The 12,725-nt window shown below is 75.3% G+C and carries 11 protein-coding genes and 1 pseudogene; 7 read left to right on the top strand and 5 right to left on the bottom strand.

The genetic code is table 11. The features are described from left to right. Positions 1-392 precede the first annotated feature (392 nt). Positions 393-1,193, bottom strand: a complete 801-nt coding sequence (locus PV342_RS38125) for a CDP-alcohol phosphatidyltransferase family protein (RefSeq protein ID WP_500320742.1) — start codon at positions 1,191-1,193, stop codon at positions 393-395. A gap of 115 nt (positions 1,194-1,308) precedes the next feature. On the opposite strand from PV342_RS38125, the gene PV342_RS38120 reads away from it, so the two are divergent. The 5 genes and pseudogenes from PV342_RS38120 to PV342_RS38100 all read left to right on the top strand — a co-directional run. Further along, a complete protein-coding gene (locus tag PV342_RS38120; protein WP_500320741.1) occupies positions 1,309-2,289 on the top strand; it encodes a zinc-dependent alcohol dehydrogenase in 981 nt (326 codons plus the stop codon). A 24-nt stretch (positions 2,290-2,313) separates the two neighbouring features. Continuing rightward, positions 2,314-2,712, top strand: coding sequence for a 6-pyruvoyl trahydropterin synthase family protein (locus PV342_RS38115; RefSeq protein WP_018561096.1), 399 nt, complete (start codon positions 2,314-2,316; stop codon positions 2,710-2,712). Continuing rightward, positions 2,709-3,833 carry a glycosyltransferase family 4 protein gene (locus PV342_RS38110; protein ID WP_500320739.1) on the top strand — a complete coding sequence of 375 codons (1,125 nt, stop codon included), beginning with the start codon at positions 2,709-2,711 and terminating at the stop codon, positions 3,831-3,833. The genes PV342_RS38115 and PV342_RS38110 overlap by 4 nt, the downstream gene beginning before the upstream one ends. Further along, positions 3,830-4,678: an SAM-dependent methyltransferase gene (locus PV342_RS38105; RefSeq protein WP_400807033.1), complete on the top strand. Its 849-nt coding sequence runs from the start codon at positions 3,830-3,832 to the stop codon at positions 4,676-4,678. Before PV342_RS38110 ends, PV342_RS38105 begins: the two co-directional genes overlap by 4 nt. After that, a pseudogene (locus PV342_RS38100) lies at positions 4,675-5,502 on the top strand (lysylphosphatidylglycerol synthase transmembrane domain-containing protein); the annotation flags it as partial. The gene PV342_RS38105 and the pseudogene PV342_RS38100, both read left to right, overlap by 4 nt. A gap of 110 nt (positions 5,503-5,612) precedes the next feature. Here the strand turns inward: PV342_RS38100 and PV342_RS38095 are convergent. The 3 genes from PV342_RS38095 to PV342_RS38085 all read right to left on the bottom strand — a co-directional run bounded on the left by PV342_RS38095 (position 5,613) and on the right by PV342_RS38085 (position 8,618). Next, the gene (locus PV342_RS38095; protein ID WP_400807031.1) at positions 5,613-6,122 is read right to left on the bottom strand and encodes a GNAT family N-acetyltransferase; all 510 of its coding nucleotides are present in this window, start codon (positions 6,120-6,122) and stop codon (positions 5,613-5,615) included. A gap of 87 nt (positions 6,123-6,209) precedes the next feature. Beyond that, on the bottom strand, positions 6,210-7,661 hold the full coding sequence (locus PV342_RS38090) for an MDR family MFS transporter (protein WP_329184334.1): 1,452 nt from the start codon (positions 7,659-7,661) through the stop codon (positions 6,210-6,212). A gap of 180 nt (positions 7,662-7,841) precedes the next feature. Beyond that, entirely contained in the window at positions 7,842-8,618 is a 777-nt protein-coding gene (locus PV342_RS38085; protein WP_386993249.1) for an enoyl-CoA hydratase-related protein, read from the bottom strand. Positions 8,619-8,754: 136 nt separating this feature from the next. Between PV342_RS38085 and PV342_RS38080 the strand changes: the two genes are divergently transcribed. Continuing rightward, positions 8,755-9,540, top strand: coding sequence for a tyrosine-protein phosphatase (locus PV342_RS38080; protein ID WP_500320736.1), 786 nt, complete (start codon positions 8,755-8,757; stop codon positions 9,538-9,540). A 150-nt stretch (positions 9,541-9,690) separates the two neighbouring features. Here PV342_RS38080 and PV342_RS38075 read toward each other — a convergent pair whose 3' ends face one another. Next, complete coding sequence (locus tag PV342_RS38075) at positions 9,691-10,677, bottom strand: NAD-dependent epimerase/dehydratase family protein (RefSeq protein ID WP_500320735.1); 987 nt, start codon at positions 10,675-10,677, stop codon at positions 9,691-9,693. A gap of 286 nt (positions 10,678-10,963) precedes the next feature. On the opposite strand from PV342_RS38075, the gene PV342_RS38070 reads away from it, so the two are divergent. Next, entirely contained in the window at positions 10,964-12,616 is a 1,653-nt protein-coding gene (locus PV342_RS38070; protein ID WP_500320733.1) for an amidohydrolase, read from the top strand. Positions 12,617-12,725 lie beyond the last annotated feature (109 nt).

Here is a 12,725-nt window from a genome sequence, read left to right as displayed (position 1 = left end):
GAAGGTGCGGCCGCCTGCGGCCGAGGGTCCGGATCGGCGGGTGCTCCGTGGCGCTCGCCCGGCGCTCACGAAGCCCGCTGCCGAACGATCACACCGGCGGCGCCGACGCGATCACCGCGGGGACCGACAGCCTGCGGCGCCCTGGAGAGGCACGGCACCCGGGGGTCCGTCGGCCGGCTGACGCCCGTGGCCCGCAGGCCACGGGCGGCCCGGTGACGTCGGTGGGAAGCGTGAACGTGCCGAGTCGGGACGTCCGGCCGCCGGCGGGCAGGGGTCCCGGACAGCCACGAGTGGGACCGACGCCCCACGGCGCCGTGCCGGTCCACGGCCGCAGGCGCGGACCCCTCGGCCCCGGCGGAGGAGCACCCCGCCGGGGCCACGGACGTGCCGGGTCAGGAGGTGCGACCGCCCGCGGCGGAGGAGACCAGCGCGCGGGTCTCCGCCGCCGCCCCGCCCGCTCCCGCGAGGCCCGTGGCGGACCGCGGGGCCGGGCGGTGGCGCCGCAGCCAGAGCACGTCGCGGCCGAACGACCACACCAGCGAGGCCAGCGCGAGCACCGTCAACGCGGCCGAGACCCCCGCGGGCAGGAGCGCCGAGCAGGCGGCGAGCAGGACGACGCCCTGCAGTGCCGCCACGGTCTTGCGGGCGAAGCTCGGCGGGAGCGGGGCGTTGAGCCACGGCAGTACCCACGCCGCAGCCACGAAGGCGTACCGCATGGCGCCGATCACCAGCACCCACGGGCCCAGCGTCAGGGCGAGACGCGCGCTGAGCACCAGGATCAGGAAGGCGTCGACCTCCATGTCGAAGCGCGCGCCCAGGGCGGACGAGGTGCCCGTGCGCCGCGCGACCTTGCCGTCCACCGCGTCGAGGGCCAGCGCCACCGCGGTCACTCCGGTGAGCAGCGGTGCGCCGTGCGCGACACCTCCCGCCACCATGGCCGCCACGCCGCCGACGAGCACCGCGCGGGCCAGGGTGACGTGGTCGGCCGGGCCCAGCGAGCGGCGTCCCGCCCGCCGCAGGCCCGCCGCCAGCAGCGCCCACGTGCCCGCCGCGTAGACGGTCCCGGCCAGCCAGCCCACGGTGTCCAGGCCCACGGTGGCCCACAGCGCGCCGAACAGCGCCAACTGGGCGGCTGCCGCCCCGGCCTGCTCACGGCCCGCGGTACCCCCACGGAACTCGGATCCAACGGTCATCACGGTCATGAGACGTCCCCGCTTGTCGCCTGTGCGGCACAGCCGCGTACGGTCGGGCCCGGCACCACCTGGATGGCCGGTGTCTGTTGCCCGCCATGGAGTACGGAGGAAAACGGTGGAGCGTTCGGCGCGTGCGTTCTGGCTTCGCGAACCCGGCGAGGGCGAGGTCAGACAGACGTCCCTCGCGGAGCCCGGCCCGGGGGAGGTGCTGGTGCGCTCCCTGTACTCCGGGGTGAGCCGCGGCACCGAGACCCTGGTCTTCCGGGGCGGGGTGCCGGTGAGCCAGCACCAGGCGATGCGGGCACCGTTCCAGGAGGGCGAGTTCCCGGGGCCGGTGAAGTACGGCTACCTCAACGTGGGCCTCGTCGAGCAGGGGCCGCCCGAGCTGCTCGGCCGCACCGTCTTCTGCCTCTACCCGCACCAGACCCGGTACGTCGTCCCGGCCACCGCCGTGACGCCGGTGCCCGACGACGTCCCCGCGGGGCGCGCGGTGCTGGCGGGCACCGTCGAGACCGCGGTCAACGCGGTCTGGGACGCGGGCCCGCAGATCGGCGACCGGATCGCCGTGGTCGGCGCCGGCATGGTCGGCTGCAGTGTGGCCGCCGTCCTCGCGGGAGTCCCGGGGGCACGGGTGCAGCTCGTCGACGTCGACCCCGCCCGCGCCGCCGTCGCCGAGGCGCTCGGCGTCGGCTTCGCCCACCCCGACGCGGCCGAGGGCGGCTGCGACCTGGTCGTCCACGCCAGCGCCACCGAGGCGGGGCTCGCCCGCTCCCTGGAACTGCTGGAGCCGGAGGGCACCGTCGTCGAGCTGAGCTGGTACGGCGACCGGCGGGTCAGCCTGCCGCTGGGCGAGGCCTTCCACTCCCGCCGGCTGGTCGTGCGCAGCAGCCAGGTCGGCACCGTCTCACCCTCGCGCCGCACCCGGCGCACCTATGCGGACCGGATGGCCCTGGCCCTGCGCCTGCTCGCCGACCCGGTCTACGACGCCCTCGTCACCGGCGAGAGCGACTTCGAGGAACTGCCCCTGCTGATGAAGGAGATCGCAGGCGGTGAACGTTCCGTGCTCTGTCACCGTATTGCCTACCGTCCCGGTTAGGCCTTTGGGGAAGGTTGTCCTCGCGTGTTCAGTATCACCGTCCGCGACCACGTCATGGTCGCCCACAGCTTCCGCGGCGAGGTCTTCGGACCCGCCCAGCGGTTGCACGGCGCCACGTTCCTGGTGGATGCGACGTTCCGCCGCCCGGAGCTCGACGCCGACAACATCGTCGTCGACATCGGCCTGGCCACCCAGGAGCTGGGCGCGGTCCTCGCCGCGCTCAACTACCGCAACCTCGACGACGATCCGGACTTCTCCGGGATCAACACCTCCACCGAGTTCCTGGCGAAGACCATCGCCGACCGGCTCGCCGACCGCGTGGCCGCGGGCAAGCTCGGCGAGGGCGCGCACGGCCTGACCGGGATCTCCGTCACCCTGCACGAGTCGCACGTCGCCTGGGCGAGCTACGAGCGTTCTCTGTGAGGACGCCCCCGCGCTCGACCGCCCCCGCTCCGGCGGGGGCGGCCCCCGCGTACGTCGTCCTCCCGGGCGACGTCGACGACGCCACCGCGCCCAGCGGCGGCAACGTCTATGACCGACGGCTGAGCCAGACCCTGGCGGCCGCGGGCCGGCCGCTGCGGGAACTTGCCGTGCGGGGCGCGTGGCCGCGCCCGGACGGCGCAGCCCGGCGGAATCTGGCCGAGGCGCTCGCGGCCGTGCCGGACGGCGCCGTCGTCCTGCTCGACGGACTCGTGGCCTGCGCGGTCCCCGAGATCGTCGTCCCGCACACGGGGCGGCTGCGTACCGCGGTCCTGGTGCACCTGCCGCTGGCCGACGAGACCGGCCTCGACCCCGCGGCCGCCCGGGAACTCGACGCCCTGGAGCGCGAGACCCTGCGGGCCGTCTCCGCGGTCGTCGCCACCAGCCCCTGGGCGGCTCGGCGCATCGCCGAGCGGCACGCGCTGCCCGCGGGCCGGGTCCACGTCGTCGTCCCCGGCACCGATCCCGCGCCGCTCGCACCCGGCACGCAGGACGGCGCACGGCTGCTGTGCGTGGCCTCGCTGACCCCGCGCAAGGGCCACGACCTGCTGGCCGGGGCGCTGGCCGCCGTCGCCGACCTGCCCTGGACCTGCCGCTGTGTGGGCCCGCTCGGCCGCGACCGCGAACACCTCGCACGGGTACGCGAACTGATCATCCGGTACGGGCTCGGCGACCGCGTGGAACTCACCGGCCCGCTCACCGGCGAACCCCTGGCGGCGGAGTACGCCGCCGCCGACCTGCTCGTCCTGCCGTCCCGCGCCGAGACCTTCGGCATGGTCGTCACCGAGGCCCTGATGCGCGGCACCCCCGTACTGGCCACCGCCGCCGGGGGAGTGCCCGACGCCCTCGGCCTGGCACCGGACGGCACCCGGCCCGGCCTGCTCGTCCCCCCGGACGACCCGGACGAACTCGCCGCGGCGCTCCGCCGCTGGCTCGACGACGCCGGCCTGCGCGACCGGTTGCGGGCGGCGGCCCGCCTGCGGCGCGGGACGCTGCACGGCTGGGAGCACGCCGCGCGGGACATGGACGCGGTGCTCGAACTGCTGCGGGAGGGAACCCGATGACCACGTCCGACACCGCCCCCTTCACACCGCACTGGCTCGCGCTGCGCGAGGACGCCGACGCCGCGGCCCGAGCCGCGGACCTGCTCGGCCCGCTCCGCGAGCACCTCGCGGGCGCCTCCGGCGGCGGCCCGCTCGTCGTCCGCGACCTCGGCTGCGGCACCGGTTCCATGGGCCGCTGGCTCAGCGGAAGCCTCCCCGGACCGCAGCACTGGATCCTCCACGACCACGACCCCGCCCTCCTCGCCCTCGCCGCGGCGAGTCTGACCGCCCTCACCGCGGGCGGCGGCCCCGTCACCGCCGAGACCCGCGAGGGCGACCTCACCCGGCTCACCGCCGCCGACCTCGCCGGGACCTCGCTCGTCACCGCGTCCGCACTGCTGGACCTGCTCACCGCCGACGAGACCGACGCCCTCGCCGCCACCTGCACCGCCGCCGGGGTCCCCGTGCTCTTCGGCCTCTCGGTGGTCGGCGAGGTCGAACTCGGGCCCACCGACCCGCTCGACGCGGACATCACCGCGGCCTTCAACGCGCACCAGCGCCGGAGCGCCGGCGGCCGCGCACTGCTCGGGCCGGACGCCCTCGACGTCGCCGCCCGGGCGTTCACCCGGCACGGTGCCACCGTCACGACCCGGCCCAGCCCCTGGCGGCTCGGCGCGGACGACTCCGCGCTCACCGCCGAGTGGCTGCGCGGCTGGGTCGGCGCCGCCGTCGAACAGGACCCCGGCCTGGCCGCCCCCGCGCAGGCCTATCTGCGCCGCCGGCTGGCGGATTGCGCCGCCGGGCGGCTCACCGCCGTCGTCGGGCACGGCGACCTGCTCGCCCTGCCCGGAGGTGGGGCCCGGTGAGGCAACGACTGTGGGCCTGGGCGCGGTTGCTGATCGGCGCGGGCATCCTGGCCGCCCTCGTGTGGCGGCTGGGCACCGGCGCGTTCGTCGACGGCCTGCGGGTCGTCGACGGCCCCGCCGTCCTCGCCGCCCTCGCGATCGGCCTGTTCACCACCGTGGCGAGCGCCTGGCGCTGGTGCCTGGTCGCCCGCCGGCTCGGCCTGCGGCTCCCGCTGACCCGGGCCGTGTCCGACTACTACCGGGCGCTGCTGCTCAACGCGGTGCTCCCGGCCGGGGTCCTCGGCGACGTCGACCGGGCGGTGCGCCACGGCAGGCACTCCGGCGACGTCGGCCGCGGCGTGCGCGCCGTCGTCCTGGAACGGGTCGGCGGTCAGGTCGTCGTCCTCGTGCTCGGCGCGGCCGTCCTGCTGACCCGACCCGGCCTGGTCACGGCCATCGCCGGCGACCTCCTGCCGGGCCGGGACGCCGCGGAGACCGCGGCCGGCGTGCTCCTGGCCGTAGTGGCGCTCGGCGGATGGCTGCTGTGGCGGCGCGGCGCCAAGGGACGGAAGGCCCTGGCCACCGGGCTGGCCGACCTCCGCGGCGGACTGCTCGCCCGCGGCACCTGGCCGGGCGTGGTCGCGCTGTCCGCGGCGGGACTCGCCGGCCACATCGCCCTGTTCGTGGTCGCGGCCCGCGCCGCCGGTTCGTCGGCGCCGGTCGCCACGCTCGTGCCGCCGCTCGTCCTGGCCCTGCTCGTGATGGGACTGCCCGTCAACATCGGCGGCTGGGGCCCGCGTGAGGCCGCAGCGACGCTCGCCTTCGGCGCCGCCGGGCTGGGTGCCGCCCAGGGCCTGGCGACCGCCGTCGTGTACGGGGTGCTCACCCTCGTCTCGAGCCTCCCGGGGATCGCCGTGCTCGCCCTCCCCGGCCTGCGCGCGCTCGCCGCCCGCTTTCAGCCCGCGGAGGACGGCGCCGTGCCGTCCGCCAGGTCGCGGACGAACCGGAGCCCGGGACGGCCGCTCAGCTCGACCGTGCCGACGGGCACGAACCCCGTACGGGACAGCACCGTGCGCGAGCCCGCGTTGTCCAGCGTGGTGACCGCCCGCAGCGTCGCCAGCCCGTACTCACCGGCCGCCCGGGCGCACACCTCGTGAACCGCGGCCGTGGCGAGCCCTCGCCCGGCCGCGCTCTCGGCGATCCGGTACCCCAGCTCCGCGGACCCGTCGCTCACGTCCACCAGGTTGACTCGGCCCAGCACCTCGTCGTCCGCGCCGACCAGCACATGGAAGTGACAGAACCCGGTGTCCTGCTCGGCGAGCAGCGCCTGGTGCCGTGCGTCGAAGTGGGCGAAGTAGTCGTCGCCGCGGTCCGGTATCGACGCGGCGAAGTACGAGCGGTTCGTTCGCTCGAACTCCAGGAGCGCGGCGGCGTGGTCGGTACGGAGACGTTCCAGGCGAGGCATGCCCCGATGGTAGTGGGGCCCGCCCGCGCCCGGCCGGGGCGCCCGGCCGGACCGGAGGAGCGGTCGGTCAGCCGGAACGCGGCCGGGTCAGGAGGCGGGCGAGGCGGCCGCGCCGGGGCGGGCGTGGCGGCCGGGGCGGGACGTCTCGACGCCCAGGGCGTCCTTGTCGGAGACGAAGAGCGCCGCGACCGCGGAGATCAGGGCCAGGCCCGTGCAGAGCACGAAGCCCGCGTGGTACGCGCCCAGGTTGGCCGTGGTGGTGCCGCTCGCCGTCACGGTCGTCGTGCCGACGGCGGTGAGGAGTGTGGCGATGAGCGCGGTACCGAAGGCGCCGCCGAGTTGCCGCTGCATGTTGAACACGGTCGCGGCCCGCCCCGTCGAGGGCGCGGGGATCGTGGCGAAGGCGGCGTTCTGCGCCGACATCATCACGTGCCCGATGCAGTAGCCGAGGACGAAGAGCACCCCGCGCAGCACCCACGGCGAGGTGGCCGTCGTGAACCCGGTCATCACCGCCACGCAGACGCCCATGCCGGCCGAACCGCCCACCATCAGCCACCGCGGCCCGATCCGCCGGTACAGGCGCGGGGCGATCTGCGCGGCGGCCATCACGCCCACGGCCTCCGGCCAGGTGGCCAGGCCGCTCTCGAAGGCGTTGAAGCCGAGCGCCTCCTGCAGGAACATCGGGTAGAGCCACACCGTGCCGAGGAAGACCGCGCTGAGCGGGAACATCACGACGGTGTTGGCGCGGAACAGCCGGTCCCGGAAGAGCTCCAGGTCCAGCATCGGCATCGAGATCCGCCGCTCCACCAGGACCATCGCGCCGAGCGCCGCGATCCCCACGAGCAGTGGCACGAGGATGCCCGCGGTGCCCCAGCCGTTCTTGGCTCCGTTGGTCAGCGCGTACAGCGCCAGCGCCAGCCCGCCGCCGGCCAGGAGGAAGCCGACGAGGTCGAAGCGCCCGGGGCGCTCCAGGCGGAAGTCCGGGAGGAACAGCAGGCCGAAGACGACGGCGGCGGCACCGACCGGCAGGTTGACCAGGAAGACCCAGTGCCAGGACACGGCGTCGCACAGCCAGCCGCCCAGCACCGGGCCCACGGCCGGCGCGATGGCGGTCGGCACCATCAGCGCCCGCTGGGCCTTGATCCGTTCCGCCGGCGGGTAAGCGCGGAAGAGCATGGTCTGGCCGACCGGCACGAGCAGACCGCCGCCCGCGCCCTGCAGGATCCGGTACAGGGTGAGTTGTTCGAGGCTGGTGGACATCGCGCACAGCGCCGACGCCAGGGTGAAGGCGACCAGCGCGGCGAGGAACACCCGGCGGGTGCCGAACCGGTCGGCGAGCCAGCCGGCGACGGGGATGAAGACCGCCAGGCTGACGAGGTATCCGATGTTGACGCCCCCCAGCCCGGAGGCCGGCACGCCGAAGTCCTCGCCGATGGCCGGTACGGCGACGTTGACGATGGTGGTGTCCATGATCGCCATGAACAGCGCGGCGACGAACACCACGGCGACCGCGGTGGTCGGCGGAATCCTGCGTGCCAAAAGGAAGCTCCTCGCTCGGGGCGCCTCCTGCGCGGCGGACCGCGGTCCGGACGACACCGGTCACGGGTTCCAGATAAGCCCGGACTCCGGCGTGGCGCACGCCGGAGTCACCCGGGTGCGTGTACCCGCCGGTCACCGACCTCGTCACCGACCTCGTCAGCGGCCTCGTCATCGGCTTCGTCAGCGGCCGGTCCAGCGGGGCGGGCGCTTGTCCAGGAACGCCGCGACGCCCTCGTGCCGGTCCTCGGAGGCCATCACCGTACGGGTCGCCTCCTCGGTTGCCCGCCAGCCGAGCGCGTCGGCGCCGGAGAGCCACGCGTCCATGGCCACCAGGCTCGCCTGGACCGCGACCGGGGCGTTCTCGCAGACGCGCGCCGCGAGTTCGAGCGCGCCCGCCAGCGCCTCACCCTCCTCGGTGACCCGGTTGACCAGGCCCGCGGCGTGCGCCCGCGCGGCGTCGACGGGATCGCCGGTCAGCACCATCTCCCTGGCCAGGTTGACGGGCAGGGCGCGCGGGCCGCGGAACAGCCCCGCGCAGGTGGGCACCAGGCCCAGCCGGACCTCCGGCAGCCCGAAGCGGGCGTTCGAGGCGGCCACCACCAGGTCGCAGGCGAGCACCAGCTCCATCCCGCCCCCCAGCGCGGCGCCCTCGACGGCGGCCACCAGCGGCTTGCGCCGGTGACGGCGGATCAGCCCGTACTCGCCGCCGCGCTCGGTGACGTAGTCGCCGATGGCGTTCAGGTCGCTGCCCGCGCTGAACACCTCTCCGGAGCCGGTGAGCACCCCGGCCCACAGCTCCGGGTCGTCCTCCAGGGTGTTGAACGCCGCTTCGAGCGCCTCGGCCAGCCGCCGGTCCACGGCGTTGCGCCTGTGCGCACGGCACATCCGGACCACCAGCACGCGACCGTGCCGCTCCGTGCGCACCAGCGGCTCGCCGGGCGGCTCGGGCTGGGCCATGGCGGGCACCTCCGGTCGGTGGTCGTCCGGGGACGTGTCCCGCGGTCAGCCGACGATATCCCCACGGCCGCGGTCGCCGGTGGACCGGGGCGGCGCCGCACGGCACGATGGCCAGGGGCCGTACGAGGAGGGCGCCTTGGAGACGACGCAGGACGGATCCACCGGTGAGACGCCGCGCTGGGTCGAACTGGCGGAGGTCGACAACATCCGCGACCTGGGCGGACTGCCCGTGCACGGCGGCGGCACGACCCGGCGCGGCGTCGTGTTCCGGGCCAGCACCCTCCAGGAGGCCACGGCGGACGACGTCGGACTCCTGCTGGGCCGCTACGGGCTGCGCACCGTCCTCGACCTGCGCGGCCCCGACGAGGCCGCCCGCGAGGGGCACGGCCTGCTGGCGGACGCGGCCGTACGCAGGGTGAACCTGCCGGTCAGCCGGGTGAAGGCGCTGGTCACCGACGCCATACCGGTGACGACCGCGGACGACGGGAACGCCACCGGCTTCTACCTCGGGCTCCTCGACGGCAGCGGCGAGTCGCTGGTCGCCGCCGCCCGCGTCGTGGCCGACACCGACCAGCACGCCGTGGTCTTCCACTGCGCCGTCGGCAAGGACCGCACCGGCGTCCTCGCGGCGCTCCTGCTCGACGCGGTGGGCGTGCCCGCCTCCGCCATCGCCGCCGACTACGCGCTCACCGCCCAGCGCGTCGTCCGTATCCGCGCCCGGCTGACCCGCTTCCCCTCCTACCGCGACCTTCCCGCCGTGGAGCACGCCTTCATGGCCTCCGAACCGCGGGTCATGCGCCGTTTCCTGGCCACCCTCCACACCGCCCACGGAGGCGCGGGTCCCTGGCTGCGCGACCGCGGACTGACGGCGGCCGAACTCACCCGCCTGAGAGAAGTCCTGGTCGTTTCGGCCCCGGACTGAGCGGCCCCGAACTGCCCCGTCCCGCACGGAGGCCCCGGCGCACAGGCGCGCCAGGGCCCCCGCCCCACACCGAGCCGGGAACGAGTAATGCGAGGGTCGAGATGCCCCGGCCGGACCCGCCCCGGACCCGGTGGCCGGGGCGCATCGGTCTCAGGCGCCGAGTGCCGCGGCCTCCTTCGCCGGGTCGAGGCCTACCGTGGGGCGGTCGGGGCGCTGGGGGGCCGTGCCGCCCAGGGAGCGCAGCCACTTCCAGGTGTCGGCGACGGTCTCGGTGACGGGGCGGCAGCGCAGGCCGGTGGCCAGGGCGCGGGAGACGTCGCCGGTGTGGAGCGTGTCGTAGAGCTCGCCCGGGGGGAGCCAGACCGGCAGTTCGCTCCAGGGCTCGATGCCCGCGGCCAGCACCTTCTCGGGTTCCGTCCAGCGCAGTTCGGCGCCGGAGCCTGTCACCGCGGCGCAGGCGCCGAGGAGTTCGCCGGTGGTGGTGTGTCCCGGCGGGCTGACGAGGTTGTAGGCGCCGCCGAGGCCGGAGTGGGCGGCGTCCAGCAGCCATGTGGCGAGGTCGCGGACGTCGATGTACTGCAGGGGCAGGTCGCGGGGTCCGGGGGCGAGCACGGGGCCGCCGCGGGCGATGCGGTTGAGCCACCAGGGGAGGCGGCCGATGTTCTCGTAGGGGCCGAGGATCAGGCCCGCGCGCACCAGCAGGGCGTGGTCGCCGAAGGACTCGGCCGCGGCCAGTTCGCCGCCGCGCTTGGCTCGGGCGTAGTCGACGTCGGGTCCGTCGTCCGGGGCGGCGTCCACCACGGGTCCGTCTTCGTCGAGGCCGGCCTTGGCAGGGTAGGTGTAGACGGAGCGGCTGGACACGTAGGCGTAGGTCCGGGCGCGGCCGGCCAGGAGGCGGGCCGTCTCCCTGACGGCGGCGGGTGCGCCGGACCATGTGTCGACGACGGCGTCCCACTCGCCGTGCTCCAGGGCGGCGAGGCCGCCCTCGGTTCCGCGTTCTCCGAGCAGTTCCCCGGCGCCGGGAGGCGCCTGGTGCCGGCCGCGGTGGAACACCGTGACCTCCCAGCCCCGCTCGAGCGCGTCCTCGACGACGGCGCGTCCCACGAACTCTGTACCACCCAGTGTCAGCAGCTTCATACCGGCCACTGTGCCCTGCGGCGCGGCCTGACGGCAGCGGTCACGCTGTGGGCGCAATCGCGGGGAACGGCGGGTGGCGGCGGACGGTGCCGTGCGGCTCGTGCCGCGCCGGCTCCCGCGCCACGCTGTGGACGCGGCGACGCCCTCCCTGCCGCACCGCCGGACGCGGCGCGTACTTCGCCCGCCTTGACCGCGCCCCTGGACCGGTACGACCGTCTGTACGCACCGTACGAACCGCGGGACCCGCGCCGTCCCCGTCCTCGCCCCCGTCGCCCCTGGAGCGTCCATGTCCCACTCCCACGCCGATCTCGTCCTCACCGGCGGGCCGGTGCACACCGTCGACCCCGTGCTCGGGCGGGCCACGTCGGTCGCGGTGCGCGACGGGCGGATCGCGGCGGTCGGCCATGACGAGGTCCGTGAGCTGATCGGGCCGGGCACCGAGGTGGTCGACCTGGCCGGGAAGATGCTGCTGCCCGGTTTCCAGGACGCCCACGTCCACCCGCTCGTCGCGGGTGTCGAGCTGGGGCAGTGTCATCTGGCCGAGGCCCACGAGGCGGGGGAATACCTGCGGCTGGTCCGCGCCTACGCCGACGGGCATCCGGGGGCCGAGTGGATCACCGGTGGCGGCTGGTCGCTGGGGGCCTTCCCCGGCGGCACCCCCACCGCGGCGCTCCTGGACGGTGTCGTCGGCGACCGTCCGGTCTTCCTGCCCAACCGCGACCACCACGGGGCGTGGGTCAACTCCCGTGCCCTGGAACTGGCCGGGATCACCCGGGACACTCCCGATCCCGCGGACGGCCGTATCGAGCGCGATGCCGACGGCAATCCCACCGGGATGCTCCAGGAGGGCGCACTCCACCTGGTGGACCGGCTGCTGCCGCCCGTCACCGCCGCCGAGCGGGCCGCCGCGCTGCTGCGCGCCCAGGGTGTGCTGCACTCCCTGGGTGTCACGGCCTGGCAGGACGCCATCGTCGGCGACTACGCGAACATGACCGACCCGGTCTCCGCCTACCACGCCCTGATCGCCGACGGGTTGCTCACCGCCCGCGTCGTGGGCGCCCTGTGGTGGGACCGGGACCGTGGCGCCGAGCAGATCCCCGAACTCGTCGAGCGGCGTGCCGCGGTGAGCCGGGGCCGGTTCCGCGCCACCAGCGTCAAGATCATGCAGGACGGCATCGCGGAGAACGGGACCGCCGCCCTGCTCGGCTCCTACTTCACGGCGTGCGGCTGCGCCTCCGGCAACAGCGGCATCAGCTTCGTGGACCCGGCGGCGCTGGCCAAGCACGTCACCGAACTGGACGCGCTCGGTTTCCAGGTGCACTTCCACGCCCTCGGCGACCGTGCCGTCCGTGAGGCGCTGGACGCGGTGGCGGCCGCCCGTTCGGTGAACGGCTTCCGCGACACGCGGCACCACCTCGCCCATCTGCAGGTCGTGCACCCGGACGACGTGGCGCGCTTTCGCGTGCTGGGCGCGACCGCCACCGTCCAGGCGCTGTGGGCGGCCCACGAGCGGCAGATGGACGAGCTCACGGTGCCCTTCCTGGGCCCGGAACGGGCCGCCCTGCAGTATCCGTTCGGTGATCTGCTCCGCTCCGGCGCCACGCTCGCCGCCGGCAGCGACTGGCCGGTCAGCAGCCCCGACCCGTTCCAGGCGCTGCACGTCGCGGTCAACCGCCGTACGCCTGACGCCCCGGAGGGCACCCCCGTGTTCCTGCCGGAGCAGCGCGTCGACCTGGCCGCGGCCATCGCCGCGTACACCGCGGGGAGCGCGTACGCGAACCATCTCGACGACACGGGCACGGTGACCCCGGGCAAGCTCGCCGACCTCGTCGTCGTCGACCGCGATCCCTTCGCGGGGCCGCCCGAGCGGATCGCGGCCACCCGGGTGCTGCAGACCTTCGTGGGCGGCGTGCGGGTCTACGCCGCCCCGGACGCGTAACGCCCGTGGACGGTCAGTCCTGTTCGGGTTGGTCGGGGCGGATGGCGATGTGGTCGGGTTCGAGTTCGAGCATGACGCGGTTGCGGATGTCGAGGGCGTGGGTGTAGTC

The sequence above is a fragment of the Streptomyces sp. PA03-3a genome, assembly GCF_033792735.1.
Lineage (GTDB): Bacteria > Actinomycetota > Actinomycetes > Streptomycetales > Streptomycetaceae > Actinacidiphila.
Note: the sequence above shows the minus strand (reverse complement) of the source record. Positions and strands in the feature narration are given on the sequence as shown.

Coding starts and splice junctions, on each gene's coding strand:
- PV342_RS38125 (WP_500320742.1), bottom strand. CDS start 1,193: ATGACCGTTGGATCCGAGTTCCGTGGGGGTACCGCGGGCCGTGAGCAG.
- PV342_RS38105 (WP_400807033.1), top strand. CDS start 3,830: ATGACCACGTCCGACACCGCCCCCTTCACACCGCACTGGCTCGCGCTG.
- PV342_RS38095 (WP_400807031.1), bottom strand. CDS start 6,122: ATGCCTCGCCTGGAACGTCTCCGTACCGACCACGCCGCCGCGCTCCTG.
- PV342_RS38085 (WP_386993249.1), bottom strand. CDS start 8,618: ATGGCCCAGCCCGAGCCGCCCGGCGAGCCGCTGGTGCGCACGGAGCGG.
- PV342_RS38075 (WP_500320735.1), bottom strand. CDS start 10,677: ATGAAGCTGCTGACACTGGGTGGTACAGAGTTCGTGGGACGCGCCGTC.
- PV342_RS38070 (WP_500320733.1), top strand. CDS start 10,964: ATGTCCCACTCCCACGCCGATCTCGTCCTCACCGGCGGGCCGGTGCAC.